The sequence below is a fragment of the Serratia sp. TSO36 genome, assembly GCF_057808395.1.
This window is the reverse complement of the sequence record NZ_JBJZOU010000012.1, coordinates 79,716-95,775: the sequence shown is the minus strand read 5'-3', so window position 1 is coordinate 95,775 and position 16,060 is coordinate 79,716. Positions and strand designations below refer to the sequence as shown.

The following is a 16,060-nucleotide window of genomic DNA, read 5'->3' as shown; positions in this document are numbered from 1 at the left end:
CTCTCGCTATTGAGGAATCTCGGCTGCTCCGCCGGAGGGTTGATTTGCTTGCCGCAGCAGATTGGTTAAATCCATGCGGCGGGAATGGAGTTGGCCTTGCCCTTTGAGGACAAGCTCAGCGTCAGCGCGGGCACTGTCGCCCTGCTTCGTCTGGAAGTCGCCGAGCAGTTTCAGCGCGGCGATCACATCTTGTTTCTTGGTGCTGTCGGCGGAAGCCAAGATCTCAACCACGCGCGCGGCCGAAACCTGCGCATCTGTTTGCGCTTTGAACGCATCGACCTGGATTTTCGCCTGGTCGTTCTGCGCTCTCTGCAGGTCTGCCTGCCCCTGCAGCAGCACACCCTGCGCCTGCACCATTGCGGCGTCTGGCTGGCCCTGTTGCTGTTGAGCCTGCATTACTGCCTGCTGCTCTTCTTCCGTCTCTGGCTGTTTCAACCCCATCAGCACCAGCTGCTTATTGGCATACTCGCGCATGATCTCGACACCCTTGCCATCCAGCAACGTGAAGTACTGCAGGAGCAGCATCTGAAACTCAGGCGTGCCCTGCGGGACTTTGCCGAGCAATTCCTGGATCTCCGCGCGGTTCTGGTTTTTCATGCTCTGGAACGACGGCCCCACATCGGTATAGGTTTCATACCGGCCGCGGATGTCGTTCAGCGTGACGATCTCGCCGGTCTGATAGTCCACAACCTGCGTCAGCAGCTGCACGTCCTTTTCGCTGCCGTCCGGGAGCGTCATCAGCACCGTGCGCGGCACGTCGTAGAGGTCATTGACCATAGCGGCATAAACCTCACCGTCGCGGCGCATCGCCGTCGCGAGGTTGTCCTGGAACACGTAGGTTTCCAGATCGGCGCGCATGTTCAACTGGTTGACCGTGTCAAAGGCCACGTTACCGCCGGCGGCCTCAGTGTCGACGCCGAGCGTCGCGACCTCTTTCACTGCGTTGGTCGCCGCCTCAAGCATGTAAGCGTTGGCCTGCGGCACCTCCGGGTTGTCCATGTAGCCGAGAGGCTGCGGCGGGATATCGCCGCCGTTTTCGTCGGTGCGGTTTAGCAGGTAGTAAGGGAAATCGTCCTGCCCGCTGTACATGTACTCGTATCCGGCGATCTGCTCCGGCCAGAAGAACGGTTTTTTCTTCGGCGTCCGCGCGACAATGTCGGCGTTGAACGACATGATCATGTTGCGCAGGCGCTGACCGTCTTTTGTCAGCCGGACTACGCCCTCATATACCTCTTTGTCGCCCGCAAATCCCCATTCCCCGTAAACAGGGATGATCGGCAGATGCTCACCTGCGATCGGCTCGCGGTCTTTCAAAATGCATGAGGAGGTGATCACGGTTTTGTATACGCGGCGACGCTTCACCTTGCGTTCTGCAATTTTCCGCAGGCCGCGTTCGGCGAGGTCGTCGATCACGTTCGCGATGTCGCGCTTGAAGTAACTCACCGGTTCGCCTGTCAGCGGATCCTGATAGATGAACGCGGTTTCCTTCTTTTCCTCGACCTCGTAATACTCGCCGACGTAAACCACATCCTTGGTCAGCCACGGGAAAAGCCATGTCTGGTCAGGGTTCTGGAAGTCGGGAATATCGTCAGGGTCGTAACCGTTCTCCTCGGCGTATCTCTTCCAGCCGTCCATGCTCATGGCGTTGATAACCGTCACGTGCTTGGCATCGCTCTTATCCATCTGCTTGGCGTTGCTGTCCCATATGACGTGCGAGGACGCCTCGTGGATCGGCAGCCGGCGGATAATCTGGTTATTGCTGGTCGGGTCCTGGTCTTCGTAATCGGTGACCAGGCGCCAGGCGCCGACTCCCGCCTCGATCTGTTCGCGCACGGCCACGTTAACGGCAATTTTTGCGGTGTTGTGGCGCATGTCGGTGCGGTACATACCCATCAGCACGTCGGCCGCGTTCGGGTCGGCGTTGTCTTTCGGGCGGTAAAGCACATCGATCGGGTTCTGGCGCATTTCTGCAACCAGCTTGCGCACTACCGGGCGGACAACGTCGAACTGCCCGCGGTACTGCAGCGTTGTGTATTGGCTCAGCCAGTCATCCCACTGCGACACTCGCGAAAAATACAGGTCGTTTGTCGCTTCGGTTCTGGCTTCGTCGCTTGACATCCAATCCCGATCGAAGATCGTCAGGATGGTTTGCAGCCTATCCTGCTGCTTGTCGTTGTCAGCCATCATCTACCTCGTGGGACGTTGGATCGGCCGAATTGGCGCTGGGATTTTTTTCTCTTTGGGTGTTCTGATATCGCGCATCATCCGCGCGAACCGGCGCATCATGTAGGCATAGCGCACAGCATCGATGACGTCGTCGTTTGTCTTCGAGATCTTGCCGTTCTCGTCCCTGTGGTAGAGCCGGAACTCTTCGAAGAAAGGCTCGCAGGTGTTGAACACCCGGAAGCGGCCTTCCAGCATGAGATCTCGAAGTTCAGTCAGGCCAGATTCAACAGAGTTGCCGCCCTCGGCGAAGGTTGCATGCTCCTTCAGCATCAGAAAGCCTGCGTCGGCATACTGCGTTTTAAGCTGTGCCCCGCCGCCTTTTTCATGCTGATGCCCATCGTGCGGCCACGCCACAGGAATGCGAGAGGACCACGATTTAACGGCGCTCCAGGCTTCCGTCGCCGTCTTCTCGCTTTTCTTCCACACGCGCGCCAGATAGAACACGTCTTCATCTTTGTCCCACCAGAGCTGCACATGCGCCTGAGGGTGATCCCAGCCAAAGTCCTGCCCGTTGATAACGTAGAAATGCCCTGGGCATTCGAACGGCTGGCACTTGATGGTTTCCTCGGGGATCTGGAAGATTCGCCCGCTGCCCATCGTCGGAATACCTTTGGCGCGGGCTTCACGCTCGTGCTCAGGGTACGATTCTATGATCCGCTCGCGCTCGGCGTCGGTGTAGTGCTCGGCGTCGTGAATGGTCATGGTGACCACTTTCTGCGCCTTGCTCGGGTTCTTGATGAATTTCTCAACAACCTGCGACATGCCCATCAGCGGGGTGAATGTCAGCAGCGAGAACTGCCCGTATTTATTGGTACGGGTCAGGCCTTCGGAGTAAATCGCATACGGCGGCTCTTCATCGAACCAGACGCCGTGTACCGTGTCACCCTGCCAGCGCTGCCGGCCTTGCGAGTACGGTTTGAAGTAGCAAATGGACATGCCATCTTCGACGCCGTTCGGCGCGTGGTGGCGCACCAGCAGGTGATCGACCAAGTTCGGGTAGAACGGCGATTTCTTCCAGCTGATGATGTCTTCCTTCGGAAGCAGGCCGTAGCCTGGCTCGTCGTTCTCTTCAATGCGCCCGCAGAGTATGCGCTGGGTGGTTTTGGTGACGGTTTCGTTGGTCTCGCCACCTACCCAGAACACAACCGGCTCGTTGAACCGGCGCCCCTGCCAGTTGCCATCGTAAGCGCCGTCGTCGGGATAGCCTTCAGTGCCTGGGTAGCGGCCTGTAAGGTGAAACGACACCTCGGCGCCGCCAGTGAAGGATTTGCCCAGCTGGTTGCCAGCCATGAAACAGCGCTCGGTGTAGTCGCCGCCAGCGTCCAGAAACTCGCGCTGCTTAGCGTACGGGCTGTACTCGTAGAGCAGATGCGTGCGGCGATACTCGTCTTCCTCTTCCAACAATGCGAGCAGTTCGGCCTGCTCCTCGTCGGTCAGGTCGTCGATGTCAATCGCTGCGTCTACCACGGCTTAGCAACTCCTTAATGCGCGACTGGCGCACCTCGCGATTAGCCGGCGGGGTGACGTCTTCAGTCTCGATCTTGTCTTTGAAGGCCTGCACGCTGATGTGTTTGCCAATCAGCTCAAGGTTTTTCACCTTGTCAGGCCATTTGATTTTCTTCAGGAAACCGACCATTTCACGGTCTTCACCGCGGCCCTCGAACATTTCGGCCAGGTCGAAACCGCTGAGGTAGCGGCGCCAGGCCGCCGGCCAGTCCACGATCGGCTTGATGCTGCCGTCATTGTTGAAGATGTCCGCCGCGTCCATCTGGTCGATCTCTACCAGGCGCAGCAGCACGTAATTGGCATCGATGCCCAGCTGCGAAATGCGTTCGCGCTTCAGCTCGTCGATGCGTGCGAGGACTTCTGGCTCTTTCAGCAGGCGGGGGCCAATGTTGCAGGCCGAACGGGCGCTATACCCTGCCCGCTCAGCCGCCGGGGCTGCTTTCAGATCGATGATGTATTCGCGGCAAAAAAGCTCTTTTTTGTCCTTGAGTTTTCCCGCCATGTTTTATTCCTGTCTCGCTTGGCGCGAAAAATTACGCGCCCGCGGTGGTTGCAATGGAGATGTTGCCGGTGCCGTCGAAAGTCGCGGAGCCGGTGACGGCGCCCGTCAGGGTGATCGTGCGCGCTGTTGCCAGTTTGGTGGCTGCGGCTGCCGTGCCGTTGCCCGCTAACGCGGTGCTGGCAGTAGTGCCCAACGCCAGGCTTGACGTGCCGGCGCCGATAGCAGTGCGCGCCGCGGCTGCGTTGGCTGCGGTCAGCACCTGGCGGCCGACAGTTGTAGCATCGGTGATGTCCGCTGAAGTGACATCACCCCCGCCGCCCGGAGTGTACTGCGCCTCGAAAGCTGCAGCGGACATGAACACCAGTTGGCCGGTTGCGTCCTGCACCAAATAGCCACCGACAACAGGTTTCCAGTCGCGCATAAAGCTGTCGGTCACGGTCACCGCTGGGTAGCCACCCTCTGGCGTGATCACGCCGTAGCCGTTGTCTTGCTGGCGGATAGCGCTGATTTTCACCGCGTTAACCTGGGCGTTGTTGCCCGTAAAAATCGGCCATTTGTTGCTCATGCCTCACCTCATTGCTCTGTTGCAGAAAGTTGGAACAGATCCAGCGCCTCAGTCGCCTTGCGGATTGCAATTTCGGTACGCGATACAATACCTTCATCGCTCGACGCGTTGGCGTAGCTGTCCCGGAATAGTTCGTATTTCAGCCGCTCGCCAGCAACGAAAGCGATCGCCTTGCTGGCGGCAGTGGTGTCGCTCATGACCAGACGGAAGATCTCCAGATTCATGGCTTGCACATCAGTCATTCCGATAATTTCCATTCTGGAAGTCTCCTGCGGTACGACATGCTCCTTGTCAGTGGCTTCCCTGATTGATATTTGCGGCCGTAGGGGCCGCGCCAGTGTCATTATCGAAGCCCCTGAGCGAAGGGCTTCTGTAATGCGCTTAGCAGTCCATCGGTTGCAGCGAACTGCCGCACTGTACCGGTGTACGGTAGCGCCACGTTGCCAGAGTCGCGCCGCTTGCCCCCATAAGGTAGGCCACATCACCGCCCGCACTCGTCAGCCCTTCGCCAAGCGTCACCGAGTTACTCAGGTTGTCGTAGCCCTGAAATGTGATCGTGTTGCTGGCCTGGTGGAAGATTGGATCCTGTGCAGCGTGGATAACTTCGTTGCCGTTGGCGGTAATAATTTTCAAAGTGAACATGTTTTCTTCTCCTGGGTCTTCTGGTGGTGGTGTACCGCTACGGCGCTAAACACACGTTGCGGATGTAGTCCTGCAGGCCTGCTATTTGGCTGCGGGCGGTTTCGATTCGCTCTCGGAGACGGAAATAATCCCGTTGAGCGGAGTCAGTAAGTCGGGGGCCGGTTGCATTAGCCACGCCGGCGGCGCCGGTGGTTGGGCACGTGGCGGCGAGCTGCAGCCGGAGATTGCCAGCGTCAACAGCGCGCTGCAGAACATCGATTTGATTCTTGGCATCGTTCAGTTCCTGGGTGCGGTGTTTGTCGATTGCGGCCACCGCGCGCTGTGTGCCGTTCTGCCAGTCGAGCTGGCCAGACAGCTGGCTGTTGGCCGTTTGCAATTTGTCGCGTTCGTGGCGCAGCGCCTGATTGCTATATGCGAAATACGCCAGCAGGCTGAGCACCACTGCCACGATAGCGGCCTGCCAATGCGGTAACGGCCATTTCATGCGAGCACCGCAATAGCGCGGTTGTAGCGCGTTGTGCGCTGATCGAGAGCATGCAGCGCCGGGTTAATGCGCCGGGTGGTTTCGCGGACATCGGCCGCCACCTGGTTGATATTGCGCGTTTGCCAGTACCAGCCCGCCGAGCGCGCGGCGTTCACATCGACCATCAGCAGATCGGGGTTGGCGACCAGGTCGAGGCCCAGCGCCTTGCCGCATGCTTTGTGGTTGTCGAGGAAGGTGATCTGGATCAGGCCGTGGCCGCGGAATTTCCAGCCGTCGCCCGGCAGCTTGTTACCGTAGCGCCCCTGGTAAACCAGGTTGGCGATCGCCTCCTGGCGCGCAGGGTGACCTGCTGTGCGGCCGAGCATCGCCGCCTGGTCACGGCTAATGCGGTTACCGAACGTTGTCAGCAGCGCCGCCGGCGTGTAGTTGAACGACTCGGCCAGCCGGGTGAAGCCCTGCGACTCGTGCCCGGTCTGGGCAATGAACATCGCTTGCTGCACCGGTGTTGTGATGCCGAACTCAGCCATAGCGGTGGTGATCGGCTTGAACCAGCGCGCGGCCAGTTCAGCGCTGATGCCAGCCGCCTGTTGGAATTGGTCTTGTGTCATGGTGATTACGCCTGCGGTTTGCTGTTGTCGTCGCTGACGCCGAAACGCTGATTCAGCACGCGGATCAGAACGCCGCGCACCTTCTCAACGCCGATGAAGCCAATGGCGCCGCCCAGGGCGATAGTCGCCGCCGGAGGTAAGCCGATAAGCCCCATGCATGACGCCGCTGTCAAAGTCAGCGCGCCGCAGAGCGCGCCTTCAAGCAGCATCTGGCGCCAGCCGCCGCCGGTGTAGGCAACGCGCAGAATGGTGATCGTGATCGACATAAGCACACCCCCGATAGGCGTTTCTCCGCGCCACCAGGACTGCAGCAGCTCGATCCAGTCGGGCCAGCTGTGAGGGTTGTTCATTTTCATGCCCCTCCCCCTGCCGGCGCGCGGCCAGCTCGGCGGGTTCCAGAAACGAAAAAGCCCCGGCGGGTAGCCAGGGCTGTGAGTAGGTATTTTCAATGCGAAGCGCCATCCACCAAGGCACCGACACCAACCCCTACGTTGCTTCGGAGCACGAAGTTAATCGGATGGCGCTCGGCATTGAAAATTATCGATTTTGGGGTCTATTTAACATAATGAACCTTACGCGCACCGCCGTAACAGCACTCACCGTGCGATCGCGGCGAGCTGCGTGTTTTGTGCAATCTTCTGGGCAATACGGCGGAAAACGGACTGCATAACCCGTGCATAAAACAGGGTGCATTTTGCATAGCCGATTTTAGGGCTGAAACGGCTATTTTGAGAGGTTTTCTGGTTTTTGTGGCACAACGGAAAGAGCACTCGACCTGAGACGGCTTATCGTCTCCCTTTTCCCTTGCGGGTGGCGCTTGGCCCACGGCCCGGCCGAGTGCCCTTACCTGTTGCACCGCGCAGAAACGACAAGGCCCCGCCGAAGCGAGGCCATGTTTTACGAGGTCGGTGTGCATATACAACTCTTGCACGTTATCTGTATAGCATAGGATTCTGGGCGCCCGCAAGTATTTTTGTTTCTACCACTTCAGGATCCATATCCAGCGGCAGGTCGAGCATCGCCAGGCAACCTTCAACAAAGTCCTCGGCGGCCTGCAGGCGCTGCCGCACGAACAAACGGGATGCGCCAGTAGCGTCGGCAATGTCGCGCTGTGGCATGCGGGCTATGTAGCGCAGGCCGAGCATCAAAATCTCATCCTCCTGGCGTACGGTCTTCAACTTGGCGATGCAGCCGTCGATCATCAGTCCGTCGTCATCGCTGCACGATTTGCCGCCCCCTGCCATCGGAAGGCGCGCTGGCGTGACGGACATCGCCGGCCAGTCCACCGAGGTGCATTTTTCTTCGCTGATCGCCCAGCGGCCCCACCGTTCTAAAACTTCTTGCATATTTCTGCGCATACGTTCCAACCTCATCAAATCTAATCATTTAACCTGGAATGCCGTTTCTGAACTTCTTCTGAAACAGAATTTTGTTCTTTTCCACCGCTGGTCGTCCTGTGAGTTTTCGCTATTTCCTGCTGGTCTTAGGGATAGGATTAAATTCTGCATTCGCGCAATTCCTCCACTTCCCGATTAACCTGATCGAGCAATTCCAGCTCAGAGCCGTAATTCTTCTCCCATGTCTTTCTTCCTGCGTGTATGGCTACACCATGGCCGCCTGTGCGGTGATGCGGTGGGCATAACGGGAGGGTTTGCTTATGGGTGGCGCGCTGTGCTGTTCCCTGCCCTGTGCGGATATGGTGTATTTCTGCAGGGGAGGAGCCGTAACCCAGATTGCGGCAGACGACGCAGCCAAGATCTGCCACGTCGGATAACCATTGTTTTTCGTCTTTGGTCGCCATGGTTCCCCCTATGCCGTCGTGTAGCTGAGCAGTTGGGAGGCGGCGTTTTCTGCAGCCTGCTGATTTGGGAACGAGCGGAACAGAATGAAATTCCAGAGCACGTCGATAGTGGCTTTGTAGAGCTGGGCGAACTCGATATCGTCCATTTTGGCGAACGATACGCTGCGGGGTTCTTTGCGCTCGCTGCCATCCGGCATCTGGTATGCGGTGTAATGGCCGGATTGAATCGTTACCCAGGCGCGGAATGCCTCGAACGATTTTGCGGCGCTGATATTTCCGGCGCGCTTTTCTGCCACATCCTGCAGATATTCGTCGGCGGCAGCCTGCAGCGTGCTTTCATTCCCGGCGTAATACGCGAGGAATTTCACGTAACCTGTGACCAGCTCTTTGTCGGTCGGCGATATGGCGCCGCCTGTCGGTTCCCAATACTGGAAGCCGAGATTCAGCAGGGAGAAATATTTTCGGTGAAATGCCGGGTTGCGAGCCTGGCTAAAATCGGCATACAGGACGGCGCCGATCTTCACTTTGGTTTTCAGGAATTCGATCGCGTCCGGGGTGGCCGGCACTAACAAATTTCCCGCGGATTTTACAAACGAATACTGCGCCATGGGCTTTCTCCTGTGGCGCAGCAGTTGCTCAGAATTCGAACGGGCTGGGTGTTCAGTCCAGCCCGTTAATTATAGCGCGTTTCCATCAGGTCTAACAACTGAATAACCTGCGGATTTTGCCAAATCAATCAACGCGTTAAATGATGCTATATGCTCATTTTCTTTAACGATGCGAATGCCTGTGATTGAGCCTTTTTCGCATGTTATTACTACTCTTCCGGTATTGGGCAATGACTTAATCAAATCTTCAATATAAATCAATTAACTATCTCTTTATTGTGTACCGCAAGTATATTGCACCAGAATACTGTATAAATAAACAGTGGTTATTTTTGTGCTATTCGTCAAACAAAAGGCCAAAGCACTAAAAAGTGCTTTGGGCAGCAGGTGTGAAAAAGGCCACCGAAGCGACCTTTGTTTTTTTCACTTTCCCGCCTCCGACACTGCTGCCAGCATTGCGGCGCGGCAGGCGTTCCAGCCGATAGCCTCATGGTAAGAGGCCATCATCAGCTCAGGTAGTTTCTTTTCTGGCGGCACTGCTGGCGCTGGCGGTGCATCGTACAGCACACGAAACTCGTAATCGTTGTCCGTCGCAAACTTCACGCTCATCTCTGCGTGCTGTTCTGCTGTGATGCGCTCCCAGTCTCCCCAGATGTTGTATCCGTCGCTCCAGTAGCGCATTTCCCACGCCACCGGCTGCGCCTCCCGGTTATAGTCGCCGCGCATAACCAAAAACCGGCAATCATCTGACGTCAGATATTCAACAGCGCCATCGTTCAGGCCTTTGTTCGTTGGCTTGATTAATTCAGTCATCCTACTCATCCCCCTCGATTTTGAACCCAGCGGCGCGGATGGCTTCGGCGCACTCATCGATTGCTGAGTTGCGGAACTTAATCACGACTTTTGTCGATGCATCCCCGGCTAATCTCAAGTCGTCTTTCTCAGGCAACCGCACCGGCGTAGCCAGCCGCTCTTTCAACGCATCGATAGCCATCATGATCGACTCGTTGTCGGGATTGCAGCCCAGCTCGTTGCCGATTTCTTTGAACACCTCGCAGGCAGATAGCCGGAGATAATCTAGTTCAATGATTCGCTTTTCTGCCGCACCGAGCCGCTGACCTAAACTGGCGTTTGTTTTCTCCAGAGAATCGATTCTGTCCTGCTGCTGATTGATGTGATCGTCCTGCGATGTGTTGGCGCGTTCCAGCTCGGCGATGCGCTTTTTCAGCTCCTGATTTTCAACGTTCAGCGATGCCGCTGCCTCCCAGTTAACAGCGGATTCGTGTTTCAGGGCGGAGACGTACTCTTGCGAGTAGACCGCGTCGCCCTTTGCCTGCCCCATGCTTTCTGCGATAGTCACTACATCTGCGTTCTCTTCGAAGTAGTAACGATCGTGGTGATGTAGTTTCCACGCCACCGGTTTGCTCAGTTCGCTCAGCTTATTCATTCTGGGTACCCCATACGGTCGTAGTACTCGATGATTTGCAGGGCGACGGCTGCTACCTGAACCATTTCCGCCCGCGCGGTATTTGCGTGGGTGCCACCAAAATCATCGTGCAGAATGGCCTGGCTGAACTCGCCGACCTCTTCGCTCAGGATTGCCGACCAGACATAGGGATGGTGCTCGCGGTCAGCTCCCCATTTGGCATCTTGCCTATCCATTTCGGCCAACACCGATTTCAAAGCTTTTTGTTCGCTATGCTTGCTCATAATGCTTTCTCCTGGGCCTCGGCCCACAACTTCCATCCGTAATTTTGATAAACCCAGCGACGAACGATTCGGCCATCGCCAAACGAACCAAGGCGCAGAGTGGCCTGATTTCCATCAACGGCCATTACCTTGTAGAGAGTTCCGCGAGGTGATTGCCACACCTCGTCAACCTTAAAGAGGTCATCGCGCTTAGCCATGCTGGGACTCCTGATAGCGTTCAAACCAAAAGACGACAGGTGCATCGACGACGTTCACCAAACCGAAGCGCTCAGCGGTGCGGAAGTTGACGCTATACGCCCGCGCTCTTTCCGCCTGGGCTGCTATCTGCTCGCGGAACGTCTCGAGGCTGTAGGTCGTTTTGAACAGGTTGCACGGCGCGCAAGCCGGGTTAAGGTTCTCTATGCAGTCGCGGTTTTCGTGCCAGACCTTGCCGGTGGCCTTCAGCTTGAACAGGCCTTTAGCTGCTGCCGCCATGTCCTGCTCAGATTCACGCATCACCGGTTCGACGTGGTCGGCGTGCCAGCCTTTCTCTGGCAGAACGCAACCGCAGTAAGCGCACCGTCCGCCGAACTTCTCCCGCAACTCTGCGCGCTGTGCCTTAGTCAGCTTTGCCACGCTCCACCTCCCTAGCGCTGTCACCTAACTGGCGAATCCCCATATCAATGAGCACGTTTTCATGGCGTGCCTGGCATTCGATATCGCAGAATGCCTGCTCGCATTTCTCGTCAAAAACACGACCTTCGGTTTCGTCGTAGACACGACGATTGCAATAGCCGCACTCCTGCGACCACCCATGCTCCTCGATAAGTACCTTCCATGGCACGTGACCCACAGCGGCGTACTTATCCAATTCCGGTGCACGGCGGCACGAAACGATATCGCCAAACTCAACATCAAGTTCTGCTGCGCCTTCACGACGGGCTGCTACATGCGTTTTGGCGAATCGAATGCAACCGAACTCATCGGCTTGCACGCTGAACGCCTTCAGTTCATTTGCTGGCATAACTGGGCGCTCTTTCATTTGGCCTCCGTCTTATCCATGAATACCGCGCGCGATGGGGACCAGTCGCAATATGTGTCAGTTTCAACGTGGCCGAAAATTGCCTTGCACCGGCGAATGTGCGCACAGTCTCCGCACGTCTTTCCCGCCGGAAGCTTCATCTTGTCCGGATCGGTTGGGTCAAAGTTGAGCTCTTTCATTTGGCCTCCCGCAGTTCGGTGGCGAATGATTCCAAGCAGCGGATCTGGTTTCGAATGAGCGCAGATGTCATACCAAAGGCGTGAGTATCAGGATGCATATCGGCGAGCTCTCTTTTCTTTCTGCCGATAAGCAGCTCAATAGCCTCAACCTTTGCTCGCGCTTCGATAGCTGCCAGTGCTGCGGAGGTGGCCGGGGTTTCTGGTAGTGACATTTTGAATGCCAGGGCCACATCAGGAAGGTCAATGCAGTCATACTTGGTATGGCGTAGAGCAATGGAGAGGAAGTTAACAACTGCCTCCCCGGAGCCGAACACATCCTTCAGCGCCTGATTCTCCACAGCCAGCTCATCGGCTCGTTTCTGCTGCGCATCGCGCTCAGCCTTCAGTGCTGAGATATAGCCGTCACGCACTCGAATCAGGGCGTTGAAAAACTCCTTTGCCGCCTCATCTGCGTTTCCTGTGAACGTTATCTGGCTTCCATCTGCTGGAATTTTGAGCCATGGGGTGCCGTTGTTTTTTATCTCTGTCAACTTAACGTTCATAACAGCACCGCCAAAGCGACGGCCGCCGCTACTGCAACCCAGAAAATCGCGCATGCATAGAAAAGCGCCGCCCACGGGTTGTTGATCGCCCAGCCTTTGAAATGTGTCATTGTCCCTTCCCCTCTTTGCGATCACGCCAGTAATTCAGGCGTGCTCTGAAATGTTCCCGGTATTGCTCCGGCGCCTCTTCAATCGCCACCAGCACAGTGTTGCGGGTGATCTTCCTCGCGAATAAATCGCGAACCAGGCCACAGGCGCGCAGGTCGAACTGCTCTAAATCGCGTTGTTCCTGCGTCCAGGCGCCTCGATTGAATGGCAGGCCGGGCGGTAGATAGTCCGATTGCCCAGCCATGGTTTATGCCCTCGATTCGGCCGCCAGACGGCGCATGACGTCTTTTTCACGTGGGGGTAACCCACTTGCCACGCTTTTCTGTATCTCGCGGCGTACGGCCGTTATAGGCTTCAGGATGTGCAGTACCCGATCGAGGGGCATGCGGAGCATCAGCGCGATGCTTTCGGGAGAGCGCCCCAGGCGCTGCAGCTCGTAGATACCTGTCATCACCCGGCGGCCGTAGCTGATACGGTCACCGATTTTGACGATCGGGCCGGATTCGGCTGCCGGCCGGGCGACGCGCTGGGGTTTCGGCGGTGGGCAGTACGGCGCGCGGGAACGGGCGCGGGCCGCCTGGTTGATTCTGTCCATGATGGCCGGCAGGTGGTCGCAGCCGTCATCCATCACAAACCGCTTATCGCGGATCATTTCGTTGATAGTGCTCATGGTCTTTCCTCGTTTTGGTCTTTCAAGCGCTGGTCAGGCGCCGGTTAAAATGGCTTTGTCGCGTAACGTCGTTCTTTCGGTTTGGGTTGCTGTGCCTCCTTCTGAATGCGGGTTGCCTCCTCTGCCACTACCTGATCGCAGGCGACGAAGTGGCCGTTTTTAAACTCCTGGTAAACTGTGCCACAGGGGCCGAATCGGTTTTTACCAACGATGATTTCTGCGTAGCGCGCCGCCGGTCCGTCCGGGTTATAAAACCCGTCACGGTACAGCAACACGATGCTGTCGGCGTCCTGCTCAATCCTGCCGGACTCGCTGAGGTCGGACATTGTCGGCCGCCGGGCGGTGACCGGACGATCATCGACTTTCCGCGATAACTGGCTCAGCGCCAGCACCGGCGTTTTGCTCCGCATGGCCATGGTTTTCAGGCTGCGGGAAATATGGCCCATGGCCAGATCATTGCGCTCTGCTTTGGGCTTGGCGATCAGGCCCAGATAATCGACCATGGCGACCGCCAAGTGCGGGTAGCGGCGTTTGTGCGTTTCGGTTATAGCGCGGATCTGGTCAACGTTGAGATCGGTGGCGTCAACAATCCAGATGTCGCGGTTGTTCAGCACCTCGAGCGCCGTGTGTATCCGCCCCCAGTCCTCGTCACAGAGCGATTCCGGCTTGCGCAGCTTCGACACGGACAGGTTTCCGGCCCCGGCAACTGAACGCTCTACCATCTGCAGCGCCGCCATTTCCATGCTGAAAATCAGTGCCCCGCCGCCGTCGCGCGTAGCGCCCTCGATCACCTTCAACGCAAATTCGGTTTTACCCATACCCGGGCGGCCGGCGACAACGATCAGATCTTGCGGGTTCCAGCTGCCGGTAATCGCGTCCAGCTCAGCAATGCCGCTGTGCAGGTTGCGCATTTCAGCGTCGCCATTCATGCGGCGATCCATCAAGTCCATGTAACCGCCCAGCAGCTCGCCCAGGTGCACCGGCACCACGCCGCCGGTATCGGCAGACATTTCAATCAGCTTGCTTACTGCCGACTGGATCGCCGCGTCGCGCTGCTCTTGGTTTCTGGCGTTGCGGATGCTATCGGCGCCATCTTGCAGCAGCGTGGCCATTTGGCGGCTGCGCCAGCCCTTGGTTGCCAGCGTCGCGAAGCCTTTCAGGTTGGCCAGCGTGCCTGGCATGCGGCTGACTTCCACCAGCGAAGCCAGGCTATCGCCGCCGAGCGCCTCGCTGATCAGCACCACGTCGATCACACCGTGCGTCAGCGCCTGTTTTTTAATTTCCCGGTAGGCCTCGCGGTAAAACCGGATGCTGAAAGCGTCCTCGGGCATGGTCGCAATTACGTCCAGCGCGTCAGGTGTGGCACCGCCAACCAGCAGGCCGCTCAGCACGGTCGCTTCCATCTCCTGCGGCGTCATAGCGAACCCTCGCGGGTTTTAACCAGCACTTCGGAGCGGAGCAGGTAATCGAACCCAGCGCGCCAGCCGCGGTTGTTGTCGCCGAAGTAAAACGGTCCGGCAGTGTCGGCGAACGTTTCAAGGTAGGCTTTCACCGCGTCAAGGGTCGGTTCATGCAGCTCACCCAGCAGGCGCTTGATTTGGCGTTTTCGCTTGTCGTTCAGTTCCTGCACCTTCGGCAGCCGATCACCAAGGATTTCGTTGTAGGCGTCAGCCACGTCCTGATATTTAATTTTTGACTTATCCGGCGCGCCAGCGTCGTCCCCCTCTAGGGGGTTAGGGGGTGATTCATTGACTGGTTCAAAAGACTGACTGATTCTGGGTGCAGGAGCTGCACCACCCCCTGGTGCAGGAGATTCACCACCTGGTGCAGGAGCTGCACCATAGGGTGCAGGATTTGCACCACTGCCAGATAAGGTGATGTAGTAAACATTTGAGCGATTAAGTCCGTTCTCAGCCAGGCGTTTTTCGATGCGCACCAGCCCATCTTTGACCAGCTGCTGAATGTGATTTTGCACCGAGCGCTCGGAGATTTCGCACTGCTCAGCGATGTAAGGCACCGACGGCCAGCATTCACCCTGATCGCTGGCATTGTCGGCCAGTTTCAGCAGCACTAATTTGCGCAGCGGGTTGCCAACTTTGATTTTCATGGCCCGCACCATCAGTTCCATGCTCATGATCAGATCCCCAGAGAGTCTGCAAGCTGGCGGCACGCGTCCTGGTACTGCTCCGGCGATAAGTTTTCTTCACGCAGCGCAGCCTTGCCCTGCTCGTATTGTTCCCAGACGGCATGCGCGGCAGCCTGGCGATCTTCAAATATCGGTCTGATTTCTGCGGCGTCGGCGGGCATGCCATTCAGGCGCCAGCCGTTCCGGTATGTGATGTGGTTGGCTTGCATTGGTCTTTCCTCGGTACAAAGTTTTTACGCGGCGCTGGTCAGGCGCTGGGTTTCCTGCAGGGCGACAAGTGCGCCGGCAATGCGCTGCGGCGTGTCACAGGCGCCAAGCAGGATTGCGATAATCGCGGCGGCAAATTCACGTATGGCCACCGAAAGCAAATACTGTTGAGTCGGGCCGGCCAGCCTGGCGCGCCGTTCCGCCGGCAGCGCGGCAAGCATGGCGTCGGCCAGCTCAACCACTTTCTCGCGTGCGGCTTTCGACTCGCTGCGCATGTGACGAAAAATCGCCTGCCGGTTGGTATTTATCGCCCGCCAGTCGGCGGCGCCGGTTTCATCTTCGATCGGGTACAGCCGAACCCGGTCACCGTCGGCGCCGAGCTGGAACCATGCGCGGGTGATCTCGATGGCAACGTGTTCCTGCCCCTGCTCCACCGCCCAGCCCACGATCTCGTTTTTCAGTTTCTCGATGTTTTCCACTTCGCGTCTCCTGTCGCTCGAACCCGATTACGCATAATCAGATTTCGGTGGGGTTG

Annotated in this window: 27 protein-coding genes; all 27 read right to left on the bottom strand. The window is 57.5% G+C overall.

Translation table 11 applies throughout. The features are described 5' to 3' along the window. Positions 1-6 precede the first annotated feature (6 nt). Complete coding sequence (locus tag ACK3CV_RS09825; protein WP_489009845.1) at positions 7-2,184, bottom strand: portal protein; 2,178 nt, start codon at positions 2,182-2,184, stop codon at positions 7-9. 3 nt (positions 2,185-2,187) lie between these two features. After that, complete coding sequence (locus ACK3CV_RS09820) at positions 2,188-3,693, bottom strand: terminase large subunit domain-containing protein (protein ID WP_489009844.1); 1,506 nt, start codon at positions 3,691-3,693, stop codon at positions 2,188-2,190. Further along, a complete protein-coding gene (locus ACK3CV_RS09815) occupies positions 3,674-4,234 on the bottom strand; it encodes a terminase small subunit (protein WP_049233381.1) in 561 nt (186 codons plus the stop codon). The genes ACK3CV_RS09820 and ACK3CV_RS09815 overlap by 20 nt, the downstream gene beginning before the upstream one ends. A 31-nt stretch (positions 4,235-4,265) precedes the next feature. Beyond that, positions 4,266-4,799: a hypothetical protein gene (locus tag ACK3CV_RS09810; protein ID WP_489009843.1), complete on the bottom strand. Its 534-nt coding sequence runs from the start codon at positions 4,797-4,799 to the stop codon at positions 4,266-4,268. Between the two features lie 8 nt (positions 4,800-4,807). Further along, positions 4,808-5,056: a DUF2560 family protein gene (locus tag ACK3CV_RS09805; RefSeq protein ID WP_489009842.1), complete on the bottom strand. Its 249-nt coding sequence runs from the start codon at positions 5,054-5,056 to the stop codon at positions 4,808-4,810. A gap of 124 nt (positions 5,057-5,180) precedes the next feature. Then, positions 5,181-5,441 (bottom strand): hypothetical protein, encoded by a 261-nt coding sequence (locus ACK3CV_RS09800; RefSeq protein ID WP_489009841.1) that lies wholly within the window; start codon positions 5,439-5,441, stop codon positions 5,181-5,183. A gap of 37 nt (positions 5,442-5,478) precedes the next feature. Then, the gene (locus tag ACK3CV_RS09795) at positions 5,479-5,925 is read right to left on the bottom strand and encodes a lysis protein (protein ID WP_489009840.1); all 447 of its coding nucleotides are present in this window, start codon (positions 5,923-5,925) and stop codon (positions 5,479-5,481) included. Beyond that, complete coding sequence (locus tag ACK3CV_RS09790) at positions 5,922-6,533, bottom strand: glycoside hydrolase family 19 protein (protein ID WP_489009839.1); 612 nt, start codon at positions 6,531-6,533, stop codon at positions 5,922-5,924. Before ACK3CV_RS09790 ends, ACK3CV_RS09795 begins: the two co-directional genes overlap by 4 nt. A gap of 5 nt (positions 6,534-6,538) precedes the next feature. Next, positions 6,539-6,883, bottom strand: coding sequence for a phage holin, lambda family (locus tag ACK3CV_RS09785; RefSeq protein WP_013813177.1), 345 nt, complete (start codon positions 6,881-6,883; stop codon positions 6,539-6,541). 582 nt (positions 6,884-7,465) lie between these two features. Continuing rightward, positions 7,466-7,891, bottom strand: a complete 426-nt coding sequence (locus tag ACK3CV_RS09780; protein WP_197816744.1) for an antiterminator Q family protein — start codon at positions 7,889-7,891, stop codon at positions 7,466-7,468. A 137-nt stretch (positions 7,892-8,028) separates the two neighbouring features. Continuing rightward, complete coding sequence (locus ACK3CV_RS09775; RefSeq protein ID WP_489009838.1) at positions 8,029-8,334, bottom strand: Ref family recombination enhancement nuclease; 306 nt, start codon at positions 8,332-8,334, stop codon at positions 8,029-8,031. An 8-nt stretch (positions 8,335-8,342) separates the two neighbouring features. Next, positions 8,343-8,942: a DUF1367 family protein gene (locus tag ACK3CV_RS09770; protein WP_435948830.1), complete on the bottom strand. Its 600-nt coding sequence runs from the start codon at positions 8,940-8,942 to the stop codon at positions 8,343-8,345. A 69-nt stretch (positions 8,943-9,011) separates the two neighbouring features. After that, a complete protein-coding gene (locus tag ACK3CV_RS09765) occupies positions 9,012-9,203 on the bottom strand; it encodes a hypothetical protein (RefSeq protein WP_474340994.1) in 192 nt (63 codons plus the stop codon). A gap of 162 nt (positions 9,204-9,365) precedes the next feature. Continuing rightward, positions 9,366-9,755, bottom strand: coding sequence for a hypothetical protein (locus ACK3CV_RS09760; RefSeq protein WP_489009837.1), 390 nt, complete (start codon positions 9,753-9,755; stop codon positions 9,366-9,368). 1 nt (position 9,756) lies between these two features. Continuing rightward, the gene (locus ACK3CV_RS09755) at positions 9,757-10,389 is read right to left on the bottom strand and encodes a hypothetical protein (protein ID WP_489009836.1); all 633 of its coding nucleotides are present in this window, start codon (positions 10,387-10,389) and stop codon (positions 9,757-9,759) included. Continuing rightward, positions 10,386-10,652, bottom strand: coding sequence for a MazG-like family protein (locus ACK3CV_RS09750; protein WP_060706475.1), 267 nt, complete (start codon positions 10,650-10,652; stop codon positions 10,386-10,388). Before ACK3CV_RS09750 ends, ACK3CV_RS09755 begins: the two co-directional genes overlap by 4 nt. Beyond that, complete coding sequence (locus ACK3CV_RS09745; protein WP_060706476.1) at positions 10,649-10,849, bottom strand: hypothetical protein; 201 nt, start codon at positions 10,847-10,849, stop codon at positions 10,649-10,651. The genes ACK3CV_RS09750 and ACK3CV_RS09745 overlap by 4 nt, the downstream gene beginning before the upstream one ends. Next, positions 10,842-11,267: an HNH endonuclease gene (locus ACK3CV_RS09740; protein WP_060706477.1), complete on the bottom strand. Its 426-nt coding sequence runs from the start codon at positions 11,265-11,267 to the stop codon at positions 10,842-10,844. The genes ACK3CV_RS09745 and ACK3CV_RS09740 overlap by 8 nt, the downstream gene beginning before the upstream one ends. Further along, entirely contained in the window at positions 11,251-11,673 is a 423-nt protein-coding gene (locus ACK3CV_RS09735; protein WP_060706478.1) for a hypothetical protein, read from the bottom strand. The genes ACK3CV_RS09740 and ACK3CV_RS09735 overlap by 17 nt, the downstream gene beginning before the upstream one ends. Then, a complete protein-coding gene (locus tag ACK3CV_RS09730) occupies positions 11,670-11,852 on the bottom strand; it encodes a hypothetical protein (RefSeq protein WP_060706479.1) in 183 nt (60 codons plus the stop codon). Before ACK3CV_RS09730 ends, ACK3CV_RS09735 begins: the two co-directional genes overlap by 4 nt. Continuing rightward, the gene (locus ACK3CV_RS09725; RefSeq protein WP_489009835.1) at positions 11,849-12,394 is read right to left on the bottom strand and encodes a hypothetical protein; all 546 of its coding nucleotides are present in this window, start codon (positions 12,392-12,394) and stop codon (positions 11,849-11,851) included. Before ACK3CV_RS09725 ends, ACK3CV_RS09730 begins: the two co-directional genes overlap by 4 nt. Before the next feature lie 106 nt (positions 12,395-12,500). Next, positions 12,501-12,746, bottom strand: a complete 246-nt coding sequence (locus ACK3CV_RS09720; protein WP_269619471.1) for a hypothetical protein — start codon at positions 12,744-12,746, stop codon at positions 12,501-12,503. 3 nt (positions 12,747-12,749) lie between these two features. After that, a complete protein-coding gene (locus ACK3CV_RS09715) occupies positions 12,750-13,172 on the bottom strand; it encodes a hypothetical protein (RefSeq protein WP_060433367.1) in 423 nt (140 codons plus the stop codon). A gap of 44 nt (positions 13,173-13,216) precedes the next feature. Continuing rightward, positions 13,217-14,590, bottom strand: coding sequence for a replicative DNA helicase (locus tag ACK3CV_RS09710; RefSeq protein ID WP_489009834.1), 1,374 nt, complete (start codon positions 14,588-14,590; stop codon positions 13,217-13,219). Further along, the gene (locus ACK3CV_RS09705; RefSeq protein WP_489009833.1) at positions 14,587-15,306 is read right to left on the bottom strand and encodes a helix-turn-helix domain-containing protein; all 720 of its coding nucleotides are present in this window, start codon (positions 15,304-15,306) and stop codon (positions 14,587-14,589) included. The genes ACK3CV_RS09710 and ACK3CV_RS09705 overlap by 4 nt, the downstream gene beginning before the upstream one ends. A gap of 2 nt (positions 15,307-15,308) precedes the next feature. Further along, the gene (locus ACK3CV_RS09700) at positions 15,309-15,527 is read right to left on the bottom strand and encodes a hypothetical protein (RefSeq protein WP_047568246.1); all 219 of its coding nucleotides are present in this window, start codon (positions 15,525-15,527) and stop codon (positions 15,309-15,311) included. A 24-nt stretch (positions 15,528-15,551) separates the two neighbouring features. Then, on the bottom strand, positions 15,552-16,004 hold the full coding sequence (locus ACK3CV_RS09695) for a toxin YdaT family protein (RefSeq protein WP_489009832.1): 453 nt from the start codon (positions 16,002-16,004) through the stop codon (positions 15,552-15,554). Positions 16,005-16,060: the final 56 nt, after the last annotated feature.

What these genes read in the sequence shown, in the direction of transcription:
- ACK3CV_RS09825 (WP_489009845.1), bottom strand. Translation starts at nt 2,184, where the DNA reads ATGGCTGACAACGACAAGCAGCAGGATAGGCTGCAAACCATCCTGACG.
- ACK3CV_RS09755 (WP_489009836.1), bottom strand. Translation starts at nt 10,389, where the DNA reads ATGAATAAGCTGAGCGAACTGAGCAAACCGGTGGCGTGGAAACTACAT.
- ACK3CV_RS09705 (WP_489009833.1), bottom strand. Translation starts at nt 15,306, where the DNA reads ATGAGCATGGAACTGATGGTGCGGGCCATGAAAATCAAAGTTGGCAAC.
- ACK3CV_RS09725 (WP_489009835.1), bottom strand. Translation starts at nt 12,394, where the DNA reads ATGAACGTTAAGTTGACAGAGATAAAAAACAACGGCACCCCATGGCTC.
- ACK3CV_RS09780 (WP_197816744.1), bottom strand. Translation starts at nt 7,891, where the DNA reads ATGCGCAGAAATATGCAAGAAGTTTTAGAACGGTGGGGCCGCTGGGCG.
- ACK3CV_RS09720 (WP_269619471.1), bottom strand. Translation starts at nt 12,746, where the DNA reads ATGGCTGGGCAATCGGACTATCTACCGCCCGGCCTGCCATTCAATCGA.
- ACK3CV_RS09730 (WP_060706479.1), bottom strand. Translation starts at nt 11,852, where the DNA reads ATGAAAGAGCTCAACTTTGACCCAACCGATCCGGACAAGATGAAGCTT.
- ACK3CV_RS09785 (WP_013813177.1), bottom strand. Translation starts at nt 6,883, where the DNA reads ATGAACAACCCTCACAGCTGGCCCGACTGGATCGAGCTGCTGCAGTCC.
- ACK3CV_RS09790 (WP_489009839.1), bottom strand. Translation starts at nt 6,533, where the DNA reads ATGACACAAGACCAATTCCAACAGGCGGCTGGCATCAGCGCTGAACTG.
- ACK3CV_RS09735 (WP_060706478.1), bottom strand. Translation starts at nt 11,673, where the DNA reads ATGAAAGAGCGCCCAGTTATGCCAGCAAATGAACTGAAGGCGTTCAGC.
- ACK3CV_RS09770 (WP_435948830.1), bottom strand. Translation starts at nt 8,942, where the DNA reads ATGGCGCAGTATTCGTTTGTAAAATCCGCGGGAAATTTGTTAGTGCCG.
- ACK3CV_RS09775 (WP_489009838.1), bottom strand. Translation starts at nt 8,334, where the DNA reads ATGGCGACCAAAGACGAAAAACAATGGTTATCCGACGTGGCAGATCTT.
- ACK3CV_RS09700 (WP_047568246.1), bottom strand. Translation starts at nt 15,527, where the DNA reads ATGCAAGCCAACCACATCACATACCGGAACGGCTGGCGCCTGAATGGC.
- ACK3CV_RS09750 (WP_060706475.1), bottom strand. Translation starts at nt 10,652, where the DNA reads ATGAGCAAGCATAGCGAACAAAAAGCTTTGAAATCGGTGTTGGCCGAA.
- ACK3CV_RS09745 (WP_060706476.1), bottom strand. Translation starts at nt 10,849, where the DNA reads ATGGCTAAGCGCGATGACCTCTTTAAGGTTGACGAGGTGTGGCAATCA.
- ACK3CV_RS09805 (WP_489009842.1), bottom strand. Translation starts at nt 5,056, where the DNA reads ATGGAAATTATCGGAATGACTGATGTGCAAGCCATGAATCTGGAGATC.
- ACK3CV_RS09800 (WP_489009841.1), bottom strand. Translation starts at nt 5,441, where the DNA reads ATGTTCACTTTGAAAATTATTACCGCCAACGGCAACGAAGTTATCCAC.
- ACK3CV_RS09815 (WP_049233381.1), bottom strand. Translation starts at nt 4,234, where the DNA reads ATGGCGGGAAAACTCAAGGACAAAAAAGAGCTTTTTTGCCGCGAATAC.
- ACK3CV_RS09715 (WP_060433367.1), bottom strand. Translation starts at nt 13,172, where the DNA reads ATGAGCACTATCAACGAAATGATCCGCGATAAGCGGTTTGTGATGGAT.
- ACK3CV_RS09795 (WP_489009840.1), bottom strand. Translation starts at nt 5,925, where the DNA reads ATGAAATGGCCGTTACCGCATTGGCAGGCCGCTATCGTGGCAGTGGTG.
- ACK3CV_RS09760 (WP_489009837.1), bottom strand. Translation starts at nt 9,755, where the DNA reads ATGACTGAATTAATCAAGCCAACGAACAAAGGCCTGAACGATGGCGCT.
- ACK3CV_RS09710 (WP_489009834.1), bottom strand. Translation starts at nt 14,590, where the DNA reads ATGACGCCGCAGGAGATGGAAGCGACCGTGCTGAGCGGCCTGCTGGTT.
- ACK3CV_RS09810 (WP_489009843.1), bottom strand. Translation starts at nt 4,799, where the DNA reads ATGAGCAACAAATGGCCGATTTTTACGGGCAACAACGCCCAGGTTAAC.